This window comes from Polaromonas sp., from assembly GCF_035638815.1.
Classification (GTDB): domain Bacteria; phylum Pseudomonadota; class Gammaproteobacteria; order Burkholderiales; family Burkholderiaceae_C; genus Polaromonas.
In genome coordinates this window covers 1-19,280 of sequence record NZ_DASQZG010000004.1, presented here as the reverse complement: position 1 = coordinate 19,280, position 19,280 = coordinate 1, and the positions used below count along the sequence as shown (strand labels likewise).

Below are 19,280 nucleotides of genomic sequence, written 5' to 3'. Positions count from 1 at the left end.
GGTTGAACCGAATTGAACTTGCCACTCGATCTTTCCACTCCGAATCCCGCCTCTCCCCGTTTTATCGACCAGTACGGCGACGCCTCGCGTCTGCCGTCGCAAAGCGCGCAAGAAGAGCTGGCGGCCGGACTGCGCGCACCCCAAGCCTCAATTGCACCGAAATACTTTTACAACGCGCTGGGCTCCCGCCTGTTTGAAGCCATCACTGCGCTGGATGAGTACTACCCCACACGCACCGAAGCGGGCATATTCGACAAGGCCAGCGCAGACATTGCCAAGGCCATTGCCGCGAGCGGCATCACCCATCCTTGCCTGATTGACCTGGGCGCCGGCAACTGCGCCAAGTCCGCACGACTGATCCCGCATCTGCAGCCCACGCAATATGTGCCCGTGGATATTTCGGTGGATTTTCTACGCGGCGCGGCGGAGCAAATACAAACAACATTCCCCATGCTGGACATCGTGGGCATCGGCATGGATTTCTCGAAAGGCCTGACTCTTCCTCCAGCGGTTCAGAAGCAAGATCGCGTGTTTTTCTACCCAGGCTCCAGCCTCGGGAACTTCCCTCCCATCGAAGCGCTGGCTTTTTTGCAGCAGGTCAGCGACGCGGACAAGGGAAACGCCCGTGGACTGCTGCTGGGCATCGATTTGGTCAAAGACAAATCCGTGCTGGAAGCTGCTTATGACGACGCGCTGGGTGTGACTGCGGCGTTCAACAAAAACGTGTTGCTGCATGTCAATACCTTGATGGGATCTGCCTTTGATGTGCACCAGTGGCGGCACGTCGCGCTTTTCAACGAAGCGGAGTCGCGGATCGAAATGCATTTGCAGGCCGAGTGCAATCTCACCGTGCGCTGGCCCGGTGGGGAAAGGCGCTTTCTCGCTGGTGAGCGGATTCACACCGAGAACTCCTACAAGTTCACTGTCGACTCCATGACTGATTTGCTGCGGAAGGCTGGGTTTTCGCAGGTCAGGTGTTGGACGGATGCTGATGAGTGGTTTGCGGTTTTTTGGGCTGCGGTGTAGAGCTTCTCGTTAGGTTCGCGGGTTGCCTGCAAGCCGGGTCTCGCCCCGGCGGGCGACTTACTTTTCTTTGCTTCGCCAAAGAAACCTAAGGAAAAGAAAGGCGACCCGATGGTCCGGGTCCCTTCGCTTCGCTCCGGGCAACCTGTGGTGCTCGGTAAAAGCGGGGTCTCGCAGAACTCGCCTTCGGCTCAGACAGCTGCGAGCCATGATCCGCTTTGACCTGCGCTCCTCGGCCCGGCCCGACGGGCTTTTGGGGAGAGAAGACAAATTCAGGGAGGCAAGGACGCGCAAAGCGCGACCTTGCCGGAGTCCGCTCCCGACTCCGTTCCCCACGCCTTCTGTATGCGCCGAGGAGCGCAGGTTTAGACGGATAAGGGCTGACACTTGTTTGAGGCGTAGCCGAGTTTGTGTCAGACCCCGGCTGAACCGAGCACCGCAGGCTGCCCGCAGCGAAGCGGAGGGACGCAGACAGCAGGGTCGCCTTTTCTTTTGCTCACTTTTCTTTTGGCGACGCAAAAGAAAAGTGAGTTGCCGCCGGGCAACCCCCGGCTAGCAGGCACACCACACGCGGTGAAAAGCAAGAAGGCTTCGACAAGCTCAGCCCGAACGGGGCGGAACGGCAGTAGGAAGCGACAAGTGAGTAGCTATTGTATTAATAGCAAACTATGTCCGCCGCTAAAGGGCAACCTAGCGATTTCCCTCACAAACCCGCTCCAACCCCTATTCAACCCGGCAAATCCCCGCCGGCTTGAACCCCAGGTCCGCCGCCTTCCCCTTCCGCCCCCGCGCCGCCCGGGCGTTGTTCAGGCTGCGGATCTCCAGCGTTTCCTCGCGCGACTTGCCGCCACGGCCAATGCCTTCGATCTTGACGCTGCGGGTATAGGCCGCCGCACCGGCCAGCGTGTCTTTGGCATCCAGATCAATCAGCATCAGACCGCGGCCGCCTGCAGACTGGGTTTTGAGTTCAGTAATTTCAAAGGTCAGGATGCGCCCGCCCGTGGACGCGCAGGCCACGTGGGTGGCAGGGTTCAAAGGCAAGGCGCCACTGCTTCCAGCTACGTGTGAGGGTTTGCAAATGGTTTCGCCCTCGGCGCAGCTGATGAATGCCTTGCCCGCTTTGAGCCTCGAGCTCATGCTTTCGACACTCGCCAAAAATCCATAACCACCGCTACTGCTGAGCAGCAGGGAAGCCGTGACCGGTCCAGCAAAATAATGCGCCGGTTGAGTGCCCGTCTCCAGCTCGATCAAGGTCGTGATCGGTTGCCCATCTCCACGGGCACCGGGCAGCATGGACACCGGCACCGAGTAAACACGGCCCGTGCCTTTGGCCGCCGTGCCGAACACCAACAAGGTATCCACTGTGCGGCATTCAAAAGTGCCATACAGACCATCACCCGCCTTGAAGGCAAAGCTTGCCGCGTCATGGCCATGACCGGTGCGTGCACGCACCCAACCCTTGGCGCTCACGACCACAGTCACCGGCTCGTCCAGCACCTTCACTTCTAGCACGGCTTTTTTCTCGGCCTGGATGAGCGTACGGCGTGGGTCGGCAAACTGCTTGGCGTCCGCTTCAATTTCCTTGACCATGAGGCGGCGCAAGGCTGCGGGGCTGCCAAGAATTTCTTCCAGTTTGCTCTGCTCTTCGCGCAGGCCCTTGAGCTCCTGTTCAATCTTGATGGCCTCGAGCCTGGCCAGTTGGCGCAGGCGGATTTCGAGAATGTCTTCGGCTTGCCGGTCACTGAGGTTAAAGCGCGCAATCAACGCTGCTTTGGGTTCTTCAGCTTGCCGGATGATGGCAATCACTTCATCGATGTTGAGCAGCACAAGCTGCCGCCCCTCAAGGATATGGATGCGATCCAGCACCTTGTCCAGACGGTGCCGCGAGCGGCGCTCAACCGTGGTCTGACGAAAGGCAATCCACTCCAGCAGCATTTGCCGCAGGTTTTTCTGCGTTGGTTTGCCGTCCAGGCCGACCATGGTCAGGTTGATGCTTGAGGAGCTCTCCAGACTGGTGTGCGCCAGCAAGGTGGTGATCAGCTCTGACTGCTCGATGCGGCTGGTCTTCGGCTCAAACACCAGTCGAACCGCAGCGTCCTTGCTTGATTCGTCGCGCACCACATCCAGCACGGCCAGCACGGTCTGCTTGAGCTGCACTTGATCCAGGCTCAAGGCTTTTTTCCCCGCTTTGATTTTGGGATTGGTGATCTCTTCAATTTCCTCAAGCACTCGCTGCGTGCTCACACCGGGCGGAAGTTCCTGCACCACCAGCTGCCACTGGCCACGCGCCAGGTCTTCAATTTTCCACCGCGCCCGCACCTTGAGTGAGCCGCGCCCGCTACTGTAGGCGGCGGCAATCTCGGCGCTGCTGGAAATGATTTGCCCGCCGCCCGGGTAATCAGGGCCGGCAATCAGGGCATAGAGGTCTTCGTCACTGAGCTTGGGTGTCTTGATCAGCGCAATGCAGGCATCAGCCACTTCGCGCAGGTTGTGGCTTGGGATCTCGGTGGCCAAACCGACCGCAATGCCGCTGGCACCGTTGAGCAGCGTGAAAGGCAGGCGCGCCGGCAGTAGACGGGGTTCCTCAAAAGAGCCGTCGTAGTTCGGCACGAAATCGACTGTGCCCTCGTCAAGCTCGTCGAGTAGCAGTGTGGTGATTTTGGACAGTCGCGCCTCGGTATACCGCATGGCCGCAGCACCGTCACCGTCGCGGCTGCCGAAGTTGCCCTGGCCGTCGATCAACGGGTAACGCTGGCTGAAGTCCTGCGCCATGCGCACCATCGCGTCATAGGCGGCTTGATCGCCGTGCGGATGGTATTTACCCAAAACATCACCCACCACACGCGCACTCTTGACCGGCTTTGCGCCGCTGTTGCCCGAAAAACCCAACCCCATGCGGGCCATGGCGTACATGATGCGGCGCTGCACGGGTTTCTGGCCGTCGCAGACATCGGGCAGAGCCCGGCCCTTGACCACGCTGAGCGCGTACTCAAGGTAGGCACGCTGCGCATAGGCGGCCAGCGACTCCTGGTCAGGTGACTCGGGAATAGCGAGCGGGTCAGGCGTAAATAGATCGTCCATGGAGGTTCAGGCTGAATGTCGGAAGTGAAGGCAAAGGACCGGCCGCGAGAGGCAGGCTGCCGGTGGGGATTATCAACTCAGAACTGGCTGGCAGTCACTGCTTGAGGCCGGCGAACCTGTCCCGCTGAAAACAGCAGAATGCTGCGCGATCGGTGGGTGTCGGGCCAGGCGGCAAAGTGACTGATCAAGCCCCGCATCCAGTGCTGGGCAGCGGCCACGTTGGGCAATACGGGTCCTTTCAGGTCACTGGCGATGACGCGGAACTGCAAAGCCACACCGGGGAGAAACGTGCTTTCGATGCGCAGACCGCTAACCACCAGCTTGGTCGCCAGGGAATCGACCTGCGCGTTGTCCTGCAGGTCCTGGGCCACCACTGCAAACAATTGTTCGCCGATGCGGGCAGCGGTGTCGCTGTCACTTACAGCGCGCCGAATCCGGTTGGCAGCCTCCAGTAATATTTTTTCTTTGGCGTCGCCACCCAGCTCCTGGGTCAGTCCGGTCAGGTTTTGAATCTCAATCAGATAAAGCGCACCGCCGTGCGGCATCTGTTGGGCCCGGGTCACCGCAGGCCTGAGGCGATCCAGCAAGACGGCAAGGCTGGCCAGCCCCGTCAAGGGGTCGGTCACCCGCGCGGCCGCTCCGCGCAAGCGGCTCTCGTTCAGGAGACGACTGCGCCAGACCAGAGCCAGATAGGTTGGAGGCAGTTGCAGCAGCAGCATCATGGATACCGACCAGTAGTTGGCTTTGGCGTCTGCCCAGCCAGAAAGGAAAAGCATGGCCACAACCAGGCCCCCCACATGACCCAGCAAAAGCCACCATTTCCAAGGACCGGAAATGCGCCAGGCCGACCAGCACAGGTACAGCCACGCCAGAGTCTGAACAGCACCCAAGCCCCACGTGGTGGCCAACATCGCCATTGGCGAGCTATCCATCATTCGGAAGGCCACCAGACTCAGTACGGCAATTACGGCGGCGCCCATAACGGCCTTGCCCGCAGGCCCGAACTGGCGCTTGCGCAAAAGCCAGGCATGCAAGACCCCAACAAGTGCGGGGCCTAACATCAGCACGGCGTTCTCTACGGTTTCTATGCCGAACCCAGTCTGACGGCCAACGACCAAAACCAACGTGGCAGCCAGCAAGTAGCCGCCGAGAGCAAAAAGCGTCACCTCGTCATAGGCGTAGGCAATGATCAGGCTGAACAGAAATACCAGCCCCAGCACCCCGGCAGCAATGCCGAGGACAAAAACATCCGGATTAAAAACGGGGTTCAAGCTATTCGCGCTCTACCCGAAATTCCGGTGCTACAGGCGTTTGGACCAACAGAGCGGGCAAGTTGTTGCCGCGTCTGGCCGACCCACCGGCCGGCTGAGAATCGGCAACCGGGTTCTTCACGCCGCCCATCATTTCCATGCGCACCCGGCCACCGGAACGACGCGAATCAGTCAACGTGCTCGGCGGACTGAGGTGGCCGTATAGCTGCATCACCGTCTTGACGTAATTTTTCGTCTCGGGATAGTTGGGGATTTTGTTCCCAGCACGCTGCACAGCGCCTTCACCCGCGTTGTAGGCCGCGACGGCCAGTTCAAGCCGACCCGGAAACAAGTTGATCAGGTAACGCAAGTAGCGGGACCCCGCGCGGATATTGGTACGAGGATCGGTGAGCTTTTTCTCAATGGGAGAATTTTTATCTCCTTTCACGCCATACTGCTCAGCCGTTGGAGGCATCAACTGCATCAAACCGACGGCGCCCTTGGGCGAAACCGCGTGGGTGTTAAAGCCCGACTCGGTGGCGATCAGCGCCTGCAGCAAGGCATAGTCGATATCCTGCGCCACAGAAGCTTCCCTCAGCAAGTGTTTGACCGCCTTGTAGTTTGGCGAGACATCGAAGAAAGCCAGTAACTTGGGCGGAGCGCCGGACATGCCCTGACCGCCGACCTTGCGGGCGGTGGTGTCAAAGGTTTCGCCACCCCGGAAAAACAACTGATAACGCTCATCGAGCCGCTCGGCAGAAAAATGCGCCACACCCTTGTCGTCCACGTAGCCCCAGACATCCGCACGCGCAGGCGTCGAGGCGAGCACGCAGGCGCCAAGCATCAAAAACGCCAGGAGCTGACGACCACGCGCAAACGGCTGCAACCAAATTCTTTGCAGGGGAAATTTCATGTCATACCAACCAAGCACGCAGCATCGCTCATTCTCAATACCTCTTAAACGTCAATTTCAACGGCATCGCCGTGAAGCTCCATAAGCTCGCGCCTGGCGGCAGCTTCGCCTTTGCCCATCAATTTGGTGACCAGGCTCTCGGTTTGGGCAAAACTTTGGTTACCCAGTTGTACCGGCAAAAGGCGCCGGGTGTCAGGATTGAGTGTTGTTTCCCACAATTGTTCCGCGTTCATTTCGCCCAGACCCTTGAACCGGCTGATGGCCCAAGCGCCTTCGCGCACGCCTTCTTTGCGTAACTTGTCCAGAATAGCACTTAACTCTCCTTCATCCAACGCATACGCCTTGGATGCCGGCTTCTTGCCGCGGGCTGGCGCATCGACCCTGAACAGCGGTGGTCGCGCTACAAACACATGTCCGGCTTCTATAAGTTTGGGGAAATGCCGGAAAAACAAGGTCAGCAGCAAAACCTGTATGTGGGAGCCATCCACATCGGCATCACTGAGGATGCAGACCTTGCCATAACGCAAACCGCTCAAATCAGGGGAATCATTGGGTCCGTGCGGGTCCACACCGATAGCGACCGCGATGTCGTGGATCTCGGTATTGGCAAACAGGCGATCACGCTCCACCTCCCAGGTGTTGAGCACCTTGCCGCGCAGAGGAAGGATGGCCTGGCTTTCCTTGTCGCGGCCCATCTTGGCGCTGCCGCCTGCGGAGTCACCCTCGACCAGAAAGACCTCGTTATGCGCCAAATCCTTGCTCTCGCAGTCGGTCAGCTTGCCGGGCAGCACCGCCACCCCTGAACCTTTGCGCTTTTCCACCTTTTGTCCGGCCTTCTGGCGGGTTTGCGCAGCCTTGATGGCCAGTTCGGCCAGCTTTTTGCCGTAGTCGACGTGGTGGTTGAGCCAGAGCTCCAGCGTCGGCCGCACAAAGCTGGACACCAGCCGCACAGCGTCGCGCGAATTGAGCCGCTCCTTGATCTGCCCCTGAAACTGCGGGTCCAGCACCTTGGCACTTAAAACATAGCTGGCACGGGCAAACACGTCCTCGGGCAAGAGTTTCACGCCCTTGGGCAGCAGCGAATGCAGGTCGACGAAACTTTTGACGGCGTTGAACACGCCGTCACGCAGGCCGCTCTCGTGGGTACCCCCGGCGCTGGTCGGGATCAGATTGACGTAACTTTCCCGCACCGGCTGCCCGTCCTCGGTGAACGCCAGGCACCACTGCGCGCCCTCGCCTTCGGCAAAGCTGTCGTGGTTAGCGTCGGCAAATCCCTGTTCTTCAAAAAGCGGGATCACCGGATCGGCCGTGAGGGTCTGCATCAAATAATCACGCAAGCCGCCCTTGTAAATCCAGGTTTGTGTCTCTTTGGTCTTTTCGACAAAAAGTGTGACGGTCACGCCCGGCATCAAGACGGCCTTGCTCCGCAGCAGATGCGTGAGCTCGGCCATGGGCAGGACCGACGCTTCGAAATATTTGCCATCGGGCCAGGCACGCACGGTGGTACCTGATTTGCGGTCGCCTTCGGCGGCCTTGCGCAAGTGCAGCTTTTCGGTGACTTCACCACCTTCAAACACCAGCTTGGCCACAGTTCCGTCGCGGTAGGAGGTGGCTTCCAGGCGTTTTGAGAGGGCGTTTGTCACGCTGACGCCAACACCGTGCAAACCGCCGGAAAAGCTGTAGGCCCCGCCCTTGCCCTTGTCAAACTTGCCGCCAGCATGCAGGCGGGTGAACACGAGCTCAATGACCGGCGCTTTTTCTTCCGGGTGCATGCCAAAAGGGATACCGCGGCCATCGTCTTCCACGCTCACCGATCCATCCGTATGCAGAGTGACCTTGATCTTCTTGCCGTGACCGGCCAGCGCCTCGTCGGCGGAGTTATCCAGTACTTCCTGGATGATGTGCATCGGGTTGTCGGTACGCGTGTACATGCCCGGCCGCTGCTTGACGGGCTCCAAGCCCTTGAGCACGCGGATCGAGCCTTCAGAATATTCGTTGGGTGGTTTGGTCGCCATGGGCAGAATTGTAGACGCAGCGCATTGAATGACTGGATGAATATACAGCTCCATAGCAGAGCCGACCATTCATGCTTTGCCCGCATCAATGAGCTGAGAAACTTTCAAAAGCAAAAAAAGGCCGCTTTGGTTACATTGTCGGGATGCACTCCCAGACACGACCCCTCTCCATGGCCCAGGTGCTGATCTGCGGCGCCGTCATCGTCACCTTGTCCATGGGCATTCGCCACGGGTTCGGCCTGTGGTTGCAACCCATCACGCAGGAACAGGGCTGGACGCGCCAGACTTTTGCTTTTGCGATCGCCATTCAAAACCTGTCTTGGGGCGTGTTTGGCATCTTCGCCGGCATGCTCGCCGACCGCTTTGGCGCCTTTCGGGTCATCGTGGGGGGCGCCGTTCTTTATGCGCTGGGTCTGGTGGGTATGGCGCTCTCGCCAACTGGCCTGCTCTTCACCCTGACCGCAGGTGTGTTGATTGGCGCCGCCCAAGCCGGAACAACCTACGCCGTCATTTATGGCGTGATTGGCCGAAATATCCCGGCAGAAAAAAGATCCTGGGCCATGGGCGTGGCTGCAGCGGCGGGGTCTTTTGGTCAGTTCCTCATGGTGCCAGTCGAGGGCTACCTGATCAGCAGCATCGGGTGGAAAGAAGCACTGCTTTTCCTGAGTGCCATGGTGTTGTTGATCGCACCCATGGCTTGGGGTTTGCGTGAAAACAGCTTTGGCGGCGGCCAGTCCCCAGCACGCGAACAGTCCATCATGCAGGCGCTAAAAGAGGCTTTCAAATACCCCAGTTTTCAACTGCTGATGGCCGGGTATTTCGTTTGCGGGTTCCAGGTCGTGTTTATCGGCGTGCACATGCCCAGCTACCTCAGGGATAAAGGGCTGTCTCCGCAAGTGGCCAGTTATGCGTTGGCGCTGATCGGCTTGTTTAATGTGTTTGGCACCTACGCTGCCGGCGCACTGGGCCAGAGGCTGGCCAAGAAAAACATTCTGGCTTTCATCTACTTTTCGCGGGCCATCGTTATCGCCGTGTTCCTCGCGGCGCCGCTGAGTCCGGCCAGCGTGTATATCTTTTCCAGCCTGATGGGACTGCTGTGGCTGTCAACCGTACCCCCGACAAACGCAGTGGTGGCACAGATCTTCGGCATCCATCACTTGTCCATGCTCAGCGGGTTTGTGTTTTTCAGTCACCAGATCGGCTCCTTCATGGGCGTCTGGCTGGGAGGCATCCTGTATGACAAGACGGGAAGCTACAACATTGTCTGGTACATCACGATTGCGTTGGGCGTCTTTGCCGCCCTGATCAATTTGCCCGTACAGGAAGCGCCCATTCACCGCGGCACCGCAACGCGCGTGCCCCAAGGCGCCTGAGATGTTCATCAGGCTCGGTGTTTACGCCATGACACTCGCGGCGACGCTGGCGGTGTTCGCCTTGTACACGCGCCCCGAGTTTCTGGTCACGCTTGCCGATCAGGTCTGGGCCTGCTTTTAAAGTAAAACCCCGTGGCAACCGACTCCCCAAACCCCCATCCGCACGAACACCTGACTCCCTCCGCGTGGGTCAAACGCTGGTCGCACCTTGTTCCCAAGCGGGGCCGCATCCTCGACGTCGCCTGCGGGCATGGGCGCCATGCCTACTGGTTTTACGAGCAAAAACACCATCTAACCCTTGTAGATCGGGCGCAAGACGCTATTGAATCCATAGCAATACCGGCTACTTCCTGCGAAGCCATCGTCGCTGACATTGAGTCCGGGCCCTGGCCTTTTCCCGGACGTCAATTCGACGCTGTAGTAGTGACCAACTACTTGTGGCGACCGCTGATGCCTACCTTGGTGGCCAGTGTTGCGCCTGGCGGTGTCCTGATTTACGAAACTTTTGCTCAAGGCAACGAGACCGTGGGCAAGCCGTCCCGGCCAGATTTTCTCCTCAGGACGGGTGAACTGCTGGAGACTTGCCGCGGGCTTCGGGTGGTTGCCTTCGAAGACGGCTATCAGGACGGTCCGGAGCGCTTTACACAGCGAATCGTGGCGGTCCGGGAACCGTCACCCTTGGAAGCAGTCCCACGCTATTTGCTGAGCCACCGCCCTGAGTAGAATGCGGAATCGGCATTTTTGGGCCGGGTCACCTGCATGACCCACCCATTCCCTGACATACAGACATGAAAATCATTACCGGCAGCATTGTTGCCCTGGCAACTCCCCTGCATGAAGACGGCAGCGTCGACTATCGGACCCTGCGAAAGCTGGTGGACTGGCACATCGCCGAAGGCACGGATTGCATTGGCGTCGTCGGCACCACCGGCGAGTCGCCAACGGTTAGCGTCGAAGAACACTGTGAAATCATCCGCGTTTCAGTCGAGCAGGCCAAGGGACGGGTTCCGGTCATGGCCGGTTGCGGTGCCAATTCCACGTCAGAGGCAATTGAACTGGCGCGGTTCGCAAAAAAAGTGGGAGCAGACTGCCAGTTGCAGGTCGTCCCGTATTACAACAAACCGACGCAAGAAGGGCAGTACCGCCACTTCAAGGCTATTGCCGAAGCTGTCGAGCTGCCCATGGTTCTGTACAACGTGCCTGGCCGCACGGTTGCCGACATGCTGCACGCGACGGTTCTGCGCCTCGCGCAGGTGCCAGGAATTATCGGCATCAAGGAAGCCACAGGCAACATTGAGCGCGCCCAGTGGTTGATCAAGGAAGTCCCGGCGGGATTTGCTGTGTATTCCGGCGATGATCCCACTGCCGTGGCGCTGATGCTGTGCGGCGGCCAGGGCAACATCAGTGTGACGGCCAACGTGGCGCCCCGGTTGATGCACGAGTTGTGTGTCGCAGCACTTGCGGGTGATACCCGGACCGCCATGAACATCCAGCTCAAGTTGCTGCCCCTGCATAAAAACCTGTTTGTTGAGGCCAACCCCATCCCCGTTAAATGGGCGATGGACCGAATGGGTCTCTGTGGTGGTACGCTGCGCCTGCCAATGACGCCTCTCGAAACAAGCAATGAAGCCACCGTGGAAAACGCCTTGCGCGTTTGCGGTTTGATCTGATTTTTAAGGAAAATTCCAGTGAAGATTTTGAACACTACCGACACCGCACGCCAGCAATACGCCCTCCCGGTCATGGCGATTTTGACCACGGCACTGTTTCTGGGTGGATGCTCAAGTCTTTCCGAGTCCCTGGAAGGCGACAAAGTTGACTACAAATCCAGCGGAAAGGGCCCTTCCCTGGCGGTCCCGCCTGATTTGACGCAACTCTCCCGCGATACGCGCTACGTCGTTCCCGGTACTGCCGTTACTGCCAGCAGTTTTCAAATCGGAGCGAGCAGTCAAGGCCTACCCACTGCTTCCACCGAGGTCGGCGATGTCCGGATTGAGCGGGCAGGTAGTCAACGCTGGCTGGTTATCAATCGGCCTGCTGACAAGCTATGGGGCCCCGTGCGTGAGTTCTGGCAAGAGAGCGGCTTTTTGATGGCACTTGAGCAGGAAAACCTCGGCATCATGGAAACCGATTTTGCGGAAAACCGCGCCAAACTTCCCCAGGACTTTATTCGGGCGACCCTTGGCAAGTTGCTGGACAGCGTGTACTCCACCGGTGAACGAGACAAATTCCGCACCCGCCTGGAGCGCACACCCAGTGGGGGCACCGAGATTTACATCAGTCACCGCGGCATGGTTGAGACCCTTTTGAAAAGTAACTCGAGTACCACAACCGGTCAAACCATGTGGCAGCCCCGACCGGCAGATCCAGAACTTGAAGCCGAGTTCTTGCGTCGTTTAATGGTCAAATTGGGGGTGACCCAAGAGCAATCCAAGGTGCTGGTCGCTAGCGGTGCCACCCGGCAAACCTCTCGGCTTGCAAAAATTGACAACCAGCCCGTTATTCAAATGGACGAAGGTTTCGAGCGGGCCTGGCGCCGCGTTGGCCTGGCTCTGGACCGCACCGGCTTCACGGTAGAAGACCGCGACCGCGCCAAAGGCACTTATTTTGTCCGCTACGTGGAGCCTACGGCCGACAAGAAAGAGCAGGGATTCCTGAGCAAACTCTTCAGCGGTACAGCTCCGGGCGCCGCACCACTGAAGTACCGCATTGCTGTGCAGAGCCAGGGAGAGGCGACCACGGTGTCGGTACTGAACGCCCAAGGCGGACCGGAGAGCTCCGCCAATGCACAGCGAATCGTTCAGGTTATCGCGGACGATCTTAAATAAATTGGTGAGTAGCTTTCGGTCGGGGTTCGGTGATACGGTTCAAGAGCCTCGGTAGCGGCAGCACCGGTAACGCAACGCTGGTCGAGGCACGTGGTGACACCACGGTGCGCCTGCTCATTGATTGCGGCCTTGGCCTGCGGCAGCTTTCATCGCGGCTCGGAGACGCCGGGCTGGGCGACGAGGACATCGACGCCATCTTTATCACCCATGAACACAGCGATCACATCGGCTGCGCGCGCCAGTTTTCCCGCCGCCATCGGGTGCCCGTGTGGATGAGTCGGGGTACCTTCACCGCGCTGGATACTCCCGACTTCGCCGGCATGCTCCGGATAGCCCAGGACGGTGTAAGCGTCGACATCGGCGGTTTGCAGGTCACACCTTTCACCGTTCCCCACGATTCCCGCGAGCCCTTGCAACTGACCTGCACGGACGGCGCTGTCAAGCTGGGGGTGCTGACTGATCTTGGGCACGCGACACCTCATGTTTTGGCCCATTTGCATCGATGCGACGCCCTGTTTCTGGAGTCCAACCATGACAGCGATTTACTTGCGGCATCAAGTTATCCGGCGTTTCTCAAGCGACGAATAAGCGGCCAGTACGGACACCTCTCAAATGACGCGGCCGCACAGATTGCCCGAGCAGTGGACCACCCTGGCCTCAAACACGTCGTAGCAGCTCATTTGAGCCAGCAAAACAATCACCCAGATCTCGTCCAGGAATTGCTGTCGCAGGCGCTGAACTGTCGGCGCGACGATATCGTGGTCGCTTGTGCCGGGATGGGCTCCCCCTGGCTGACCCTGTAAGAAGGAGAGAGCGAAAGGAACGCGCGCAGGAAATACTTTCAGGCAAAAAAAAGCCGCTCGAAAGCGGCTTTTACGGGAGAAGCAAGAATTACTTCTTGGCGTCGCTCGCAGCTTGCATGGCAGCATCAGCAGCGCCAGTTGCAGCAGTGGCAGCGGCGCCAGCAGCAGCGGCAGAACCGGCAGCAGCAGAAGCGGAGCTGGCAGCAGCGGAAGCGTCAGAAGCAGGCGCTGGAGCAACCACAACGGGCGTGGGCGTCACAACCACGGGTGCTGGAGCTTCAGTTTTGCTGCAGGCAGCCAGAGCAACGGCAGCAACAACTGCAGCCAAAACGAGGGACTTGTTCATGTGAATGATCCTTGATGAATGAAAAAACAATTTCCGGAAATCGTCAGAAAAACCCCGCTTGATAGTTGCGGGTTTTGTTGACGGGTTGAAAAAGGACTCGAGCTCTTTCTCCCCAGTCTTCGATTATATGCGGGTTTTTACGGGGATGAAAACCCCTAGGGTCACATGGACCTTTGGTCGCGACTACGTCAAAGGCCCAAGGTTGTGGCCGCAAAAGACGGTGTGCTTCGAAGGAGCTTCTCTTCAAGTCGCTCTTTCAAGGCAACACGGCGCGCGGAGCCGGCACACGCCACGCCCGTGCTACGGACAATATCCAATCGCTCGAAGACCCAACCGGCACTCCATAGAGCGCTGGGTAAATCTCCGGCGGCGCAGCGGCGGCAATCCACGATATGCGTCCACGTCCGCCGCCAAGTCACAAAACGCGCGTGTCGACGGGTGATCTCATCGTAATTTTGAGCCAGCACCGTGAGTTTGCGCCCGGTTTTGGACCAGTCATTGAGGGTCTGCATCACCACCCGCTCGCCCAGGGGCCAGTCTTCAAAATTGTTATCGCACATGATGATTTCCCGCCAGCCTTGGGAAGCCGCCGTTGCAAACGCTTGGCGAATCAAGGCGCCAAATTCGGCACGTCCCTCGAACCTGCCTTCCAGCAACGCTGGAAGATTTTCCGGCAGGGTTTGATGAACATCCATGGATGATCCTCAGCCTTGCCTTAGCCACCCCGCGCCGTGCCAGTCGGCCAGGAGACTGAGAACTGAGGGACTCGCCCGCTGCAGGTCGGCTGCCGCCATAAAGCGATGGTCTGCGAGACGCTGCATAAGAGTCGCATCCCTGCCCCCGGCACGATAGCTTTCGCCGTTGATGAACACGTGATGGGAGTCGTACATCATGCGGGTGCGCAAGTCCAGACTCACGCCCTCACGATGATGCGGATTCCAGTTATCCGAAGGATCTTCAAACCACACGGTTTCCTTCGGTTCCGTCAGATACTCTCCCAACGCGCACGCCAGGGCCAGCGGATCCTGCAGCGCTTTGCTCACCGCGTTCCGCGCAAACCCAAGCAACGCGTCGGGCAGTGCAGCCGGCGTAGACGTTGCCGCCTGCGTGGCGTCGCGATAGTGTGTTGGCACGCCGCTGCCGCCTTCAGCGTCGCCAAAGTCAGCGAGGCGCTGCAGCATTTCCCTGGCCAGCTCGGTCTGCCCTGGCGCCCTGAATCCGATGGAATATGTCATGCAATCCGATGCCTTGCCATCATCGCCAAAAGCACTTTCTGCCAGGCCATCGTGGGCGTACCGGGGCGGAAGATAAAGCATGTCCCCAGCCTCCAGCAAGAACTCCTGCTCAGGTTCAAAATTTTGCAAAATTTTCAGCGGCACACCTTCCTGCAAGGTCAGATCTCTTTGCCGCCCAATTTTCCATCGCCTGCGACCGCTTGCCTGGAGAAGAAACACGTCATAGCTGTCAAAGTGCGGACCCACGCCGCCGCCCGGCGTTGCATAGGAAATCATCAGGTCGTCCAGGCGTGCATCCGGCAGGAAACGAAACTTCTGAAGCAACTCATGGGCCGCACCAACATGCAGATCCACACCCTGAACCAACAAGGTCCAGCCCGGGTTTGAGAGCGCGGGCAAGCTGCGTTTTCCAAAAGGACCCTGTTTCATGCGCCAGCCTTTGGCGTGCTGCTCCACCAGACGCGACTCCACATGCTGCTCTGACGCCAGCTGGAAAAGCTCTGCGCGGGTTAACACTGGACGAAAGCCCGGAATGGCCTGCCGCACCAGAAGCGGCTTTTTTTGCCAGTACCTGCGCATGAACTGCGACGGGTTCAAACCGGCCAGAAGAGGGAGAGTTTGATTTACATCCATGGGACAATTGTCGGATGAAAATCACTCCGCAATGTGTTGTTGCCCTGACCTGGACACTTAAAGATACCTTGGGCGAGGTCCTTGACGAGCTGGACGAGCCGGTTGAGTTTCTGCTTGGGGGGACAGACCTTCTGGTCAAAATCGAAGAACGTCTGCAAGGGCACGAACCCGGCGATACCGCCGAGCTGCACCTTGAGCCGGAAAGTGCGTTTGGCGACTACGATGAGAACCTTGTTTTTCTCGAGTCCCGCAAGCTTTTTCCGGCTGAACTTGAAGAGGGCATGACCTTTGATGGTGCTGCCCTGCCGCCTGGCTGCACTCCCGATATACCCCCCGCGCTGATTTATACCGTGACCGAGATTTATCCGGAGCACGTCGTCCTGGATGGAAACCACCCCCTTGCCGGAATCGCCATACGCCTTACCCTGAGAGTCGAATCCGTTCGCGAAGCGACCGAAGAAGAAGTGGGACAAGGTTCGATGGGAACCGGTTTTTTCCGACTTGAAGCACAGGCCCCTGGAAACAACACACTGCACTAGGCAGGCTGGAAGCAGGCGTAAAAAAACCGGCTCAGACCTTTCGGTCAGAGCCGGTTTTGCTGATAGCGCAAGCTTTACAGCATGCGATAAAGCTGGTTGTTTTCGATTTTCACCCGATCGCCAATGCGCAGTTCGCCGTAAGAAGGAACGTCGTAAGCACGGGATGTACCGTTGTCCAGTTGCACGGACACACGATAACTTTCGCGAACATTCACATTGGCTGTCGCACGATTGCGCTCGATGGCGTTGCCAGCTACAGCACCACCGACTGCGCCAACCACGGTAGCCGCAGTACGTCCACTGCCGCCGCCAATCTGGCTGCCAACAGCTGCGCCCGCCACGCCGCCCAGGATGGCCCCTACGCCAGTCGTTGAGGCGGCCTGATCAGGGGTGCGGAGAACCTCAACATTGCTGACACGTCCGTACTCCACATAATTGCTCTGCGACGTCTGCGGATAGGTTTGTGGATATGTCTGCGCTGGATATGTTGAAACCGGTGTGGTGTTTACGGGTGGGGCCACACAAGCTGCCAAACTTGCCAGTAAAACTGCTGAAGAGGTCACGGTGATGAGGCGGGAAATGTTGCGCATGAGAATCTCCTGAAGTTGAAGTTGATGCAGCTCTTCGATCCGTACCGCTGCAGTGCGGCGAACTGAACCTTGAACTGTCACAAATTCATTACAGGTCCAACCCTGATTTGGCGTGGTGGGGCCACAGGCTGTCCGCTCGTGGGAGTCAGCAATTGGGGAATGTAGGAAAAACCTGACGCCCCCGAGCACGCACCTCAAGCTCCTCGCTCAACCTTTGCCAGTTGATCCGTAACCGCCCTCACCGCGCTGCGATGCGGCAAACTCAGTCACAACATTGAACTGTGCCTGCACCACAGGGACAATCATCAACTGCGCAATGCGATCCATAGGCGCTATGGTGAAAGCCACGTCGCTTCGATTCCATGCGCTGACCATCAATTGCCCCTGGTAATCGCTGTCAATCAAGCCGACCAGGTTGCCCAGCACGATTCCATGCTTGTGACCCAGACCAGAGCGCGGCAGGATCAAGGCCGCATAGCCCGGGTCCTCAAGATAGATGGCAATGCCCGTTGGAACAAGTTGCCACGCGTTGGGCTGCAGAACCAGCGGTGCATCCAGGCAGGCTCTCAAGTCCAGGCCTGCACTCCCCGGCGTCGCGTAGGCCGGGAGGTTTCCGTTCATGCGGGCGTCGATGATCTTCACGTCAATGTTCATTACGGTTTTTTGGTTTGGGTTTGTTGAGCTTTGCGGACCTCTTCAGCGGCGTGTGCAAGTAGTTGGCGCGCACGTTCGGCAAGAGCACCTGAGCCGTTGCGGTTTACCTTGAGGATGATCCAAGCCACATAAGCCAGCAGCAGTGGAACAAACAAAAAATCCGCCCATGGGACAAAGGATGCGAGTACCTGTACAGCTACCCAGCCAACTACCAGCCACTTCAGGTGGGTCAGAAAAGGAATTCCGGCAAAAGAGATGGCCCTGGAGGGAGCTCGGGCTGCCTCCACCGGAATTGCAGGTTGAGGGCTGCGTGTAGCGCCTGTTTTTGCTTTTGCGCCCTGCACTCGCAAATCCTCCCGGCCACTTTCAACCATTGTGGTGTTACTCGCGCTCAGGCGCTCAACGTAACGGACAAAATCGCCGTCTGGCGGCGTATCAGAAGGTTGCATCATGTCGCGTGGCTTTCGGAACGCGTCGAAAGAGCGGCCAAATGTGCAGCCCTCCGAACAGCAATCTCCTTGACGAGTTTTCGCGCCAGCGCAAGCTTGGAGGCTTGGGCAAGCTCGACAGAGCCGTGCTCGTCCACCAGCACCAGCGTGTTGTGGTCCTTGCCGAAGGTGTCAGGGCCGATGTTCCCGACCAGCAAGGGCACTTTTTTGCGCAAGCGTTTGGCCTGTGCGTTTTCGAGAAGGTCCTGACTTTCCGCGGCAAAGCCAACACAGAACAACTGCCCGGAAAGGGCCGCGGGCGACCGGGCCACCGTGGCCAAAATGTCCGGGTTCTCGGTGAACGCGAGTTGCGGCGTCTCGCTGGAACCGTCCTTCTTGATCTTCTGACTGGCTGCTGTAGCAGGCCGCCAGTCAGCCACCGCCGCACTTGCTATAAAAACAGTAGCATTCTGCGCCCGCGTCTCAACGGCGTGCAGCATATCCCGGGCTGATTTCACATCAATCCTGGTCACACCCCGTGGGGTATCGAGGCTGACCGGCCCGGCGACCAGCGTCACCTGCGCTCCCGCCTCGCGCGCGGCACGTGCCAGCGCAAAACCCATCTTTCCACTCGACAAATTGGTAATGCCGCGGACAGGATCTATGGCTTCATACGTGGGTCCCGCGGTCACCAGCACCTGTTGACCTCCCAGAACTTTCGGCATGAAAAACGAAACAACGTCTTCCAGCAACTCGGGCGGCTCCAGCATGCGCCCGTCGCCCGTTTCACCGCACGCCTGAAAGCCGGAGCCTACCCCGAGGATGGTTGCGCCATCGGCTTGCAACTGCGCCATGTTGCGCTGGGTGGCCGGGTGGGCCCACATCTCCCGGTTCATCGCGGGTGCAATCAGCAACGGCACACTTTCGATTGGCCGGGCCAGACACATCAGGCTGAGCAAATCATCTGCGCGCCCATGCAGCAACTTGGCCATAAAGTCCGCGCTGCAAGGCGCAATCACGATGGCGTCGGCCTCCCGACTCAAGTTGATGTGCGCCATGTTGTTGTCCATGCCCCCGGACGCCCGGCTGTCCCACTGACTGGTGTAGACGGGTCGGCCACTCAGGGCTTGAAGGGTCACTGCAGTGATGAATTGCTCGGCCGCTTCCGTCATAACCACCTGGACGGTGGCGCCGTGTTTGATCAGTGCCCGGCACAACTCGGCTGCCTTGTAGCAGGCAATGCCGCCCGACAGCCCCAACACAATGTGCTTTCCTGCAAGGTCGAGATCTGGCACAGCACGGGAGCCTGCTTGTTCGTAAGTCATGAACCGCAATGTAGCAGTTTGCGCACCACTTCCAGTCAAGGCAACAGCCACCCGTATAATCCCCGTTTACCACCTAAGCGAACTTGCGGTTCGTACCTGACATGACCAAATTTGTCTTCGTCACCGGCGGTGTGGTGTCTTCCCTGGGCAAGGGAATCGCCTCAGCCTCCTTAGCAGCGATCCTTGAATCGCGAGGCCTCAAAGTCACTTTAATCAAGCTGGATCCCTACCTCAACGTTGACCC

Annotated in this window: 19 protein-coding genes; 8 read left to right on the top strand and 11 right to left on the bottom strand. The window is 58.7% G+C overall.

Going from position 1 to position 19,280, the window contains the following annotated elements; genetic code table 11:
* Positions 1–12 precede the first annotated feature (12 nt).
* On the top strand, positions 13–1,026 hold the full coding sequence (gene egtD / locus VE934_RS01825) for an L-histidine N(alpha)-methyltransferase (protein WP_324883743.1): 1,014 nt from the start codon (positions 13–15) through the stop codon (positions 1,024–1,026).
* Between the two features lie 720 nt (positions 1,027–1,746).
* Here egtD and parC read toward each other — a convergent pair.
* The 4 genes from parC to VE934_RS01805 form a co-directional block, all read right to left on the bottom strand.
* The gene (parC, locus tag VE934_RS01820) at positions 1,747–4,104 is read right to left on the bottom strand and encodes a DNA topoisomerase IV subunit A (RefSeq protein WP_324883741.1); all 2,358 of its coding nucleotides are present in this window, start codon (positions 4,102–4,104) and stop codon (positions 1,747–1,749) included.
* 77 nt (positions 4,105–4,181) lie between these two features.
* A complete protein-coding gene (locus VE934_RS01815; RefSeq protein ID WP_324883740.1) occupies positions 4,182–5,375 on the bottom strand; it encodes a diguanylate cyclase domain-containing protein in 1,194 nt (397 codons plus the stop codon).
* Between the two features lies 1 nt (position 5,376).
* On the bottom strand, positions 5,377–6,267 hold the full coding sequence (locus VE934_RS01810) for a lytic transglycosylase domain-containing protein (protein WP_414693796.1): 891 nt from the start codon (positions 6,265–6,267) through the stop codon (positions 5,377–5,379).
* Between the two features lie 44 nt (positions 6,268–6,311).
* The gene (locus tag VE934_RS01805; RefSeq protein WP_324883738.1) at positions 6,312–8,282 is read right to left on the bottom strand and encodes a DNA topoisomerase IV subunit B; all 1,971 of its coding nucleotides are present in this window, start codon (positions 8,280–8,282) and stop codon (positions 6,312–6,314) included.
* Positions 8,283–8,425: 143 nt separating this feature from the next.
* Here VE934_RS01805 and VE934_RS01800 point away from each other — a divergent pair, with 143 nt between their 5' ends.
* The 5 genes from VE934_RS01800 to VE934_RS01780 all read left to right on the top strand — a co-directional run bounded on the left by VE934_RS01800 (position 8,426) and on the right by VE934_RS01780 (position 13,286).
* Positions 8,426–9,655 carry an MFS transporter gene (locus VE934_RS01800; protein ID WP_324883736.1) on the top strand — a complete coding sequence of 410 codons (1,230 nt, stop codon included), beginning with the start codon at positions 8,426–8,428 and terminating at the stop codon, positions 9,653–9,655.
* A gap of 132 nt (positions 9,656–9,787) precedes the next feature.
* Positions 9,788–10,378, top strand: a complete 591-nt coding sequence (locus VE934_RS01795; protein WP_324883734.1) for a class I SAM-dependent methyltransferase — start codon at positions 9,788–9,790, stop codon at positions 10,376–10,378.
* 65 nt (positions 10,379–10,443) lie between these two features.
* Complete coding sequence (gene dapA / locus VE934_RS01790; RefSeq protein ID WP_324883732.1) at positions 10,444–11,325, top strand: 4-hydroxy-tetrahydrodipicolinate synthase; 882 nt, start codon at positions 10,444–10,446, stop codon at positions 11,323–11,325.
* A 72-nt stretch (positions 11,326–11,397) separates the two neighbouring features.
* A complete protein-coding gene (gene bamC / locus VE934_RS01785; RefSeq protein WP_324883881.1) occupies positions 11,398–12,483 on the top strand; it encodes an outer membrane protein assembly factor BamC in 1,086 nt (361 codons plus the stop codon).
* A 29-nt stretch (positions 12,484–12,512) separates the two neighbouring features.
* Positions 12,513–13,286 (top strand): MBL fold metallo-hydrolase, encoded by a 774-nt coding sequence (locus VE934_RS01780; protein ID WP_324883731.1) that lies wholly within the window; start codon positions 12,513–12,515, stop codon positions 13,284–13,286.
* An 88-nt stretch (positions 13,287–13,374) separates the two neighbouring features.
* On the opposite strand, the gene VE934_RS01775 is transcribed toward VE934_RS01780, so the two are convergent.
* From VE934_RS01775 to VE934_RS01765, 3 genes are all read right to left on the bottom strand, one after another.
* Positions 13,375–13,632, bottom strand: coding sequence for a hypothetical protein (locus VE934_RS01775; RefSeq protein ID WP_324883729.1), 258 nt, complete (start codon positions 13,630–13,632; stop codon positions 13,375–13,377).
* A gap of 188 nt (positions 13,633–13,820) precedes the next feature.
* Positions 13,821–14,327, bottom strand: a complete 507-nt coding sequence (locus tag VE934_RS01770; RefSeq protein ID WP_324883727.1) for a hypothetical protein — start codon at positions 14,325–14,327, stop codon at positions 13,821–13,823.
* A gap of 9 nt (positions 14,328–14,336) precedes the next feature.
* Positions 14,337–15,500 carry a cupin domain-containing protein gene (locus VE934_RS01765; protein WP_324883725.1) on the bottom strand — a complete coding sequence of 388 codons (1,164 nt, stop codon included), beginning with the start codon at positions 15,498–15,500 and terminating at the stop codon, positions 14,337–14,339.
* Positions 15,501–15,514: 14 nt separating this feature from the next.
* Between VE934_RS01765 and VE934_RS01760 the strand changes: the two genes are divergently transcribed.
* The gene (locus tag VE934_RS01760) at positions 15,515–16,039 is read left to right on the top strand and encodes a peptidylprolyl isomerase (protein ID WP_324883723.1); all 525 of its coding nucleotides are present in this window, start codon (positions 15,515–15,517) and stop codon (positions 16,037–16,039) included.
* Positions 16,040–16,113: 74 nt separating this feature from the next.
* On the opposite strand, the gene VE934_RS01755 is transcribed toward VE934_RS01760, so the two are convergent.
* The 4 genes from VE934_RS01755 to coaBC all read right to left on the bottom strand — a co-directional run bounded on the left by VE934_RS01755 (position 16,114) and on the right by coaBC (position 19,036).
* A complete protein-coding gene (locus VE934_RS01755) occupies positions 16,114–16,629 on the bottom strand; it encodes a glycine zipper 2TM domain-containing protein (RefSeq protein WP_324883721.1) in 516 nt (171 codons plus the stop codon).
* Between the two features lie 207 nt (positions 16,630–16,836).
* Positions 16,837–17,283 carry a dUTP diphosphatase gene (gene dut / locus VE934_RS01750; protein WP_324883718.1) on the bottom strand — a complete coding sequence of 149 codons (447 nt, stop codon included), beginning with the start codon at positions 17,281–17,283 and terminating at the stop codon, positions 16,837–16,839.
* Positions 17,283–17,657, bottom strand: a complete 375-nt coding sequence (locus VE934_RS01745) for a hypothetical protein (protein WP_324883716.1) — start codon at positions 17,655–17,657, stop codon at positions 17,283–17,285. Before VE934_RS01745 ends, dut begins: the two co-directional genes overlap by 1 nt.
* 74 nt (positions 17,658–17,731) lie before the next feature.
* Positions 17,732–19,036, bottom strand: a complete 1,305-nt coding sequence (gene coaBC / locus VE934_RS01740) for a bifunctional phosphopantothenoylcysteine decarboxylase/phosphopantothenate--cysteine ligase CoaBC (RefSeq protein ID WP_324883715.1) — start codon at positions 19,034–19,036, stop codon at positions 17,732–17,734.
* A 101-nt stretch (positions 19,037–19,137) separates the two neighbouring features.
* On the opposite strand from coaBC, the gene VE934_RS01735 reads away from it, so the two are divergent.
* On the top strand, positions 19,138–19,280 hold a 143-nt coding region (locus tag VE934_RS01735; protein WP_324883879.1), incomplete at its 3' end, for a hypothetical protein.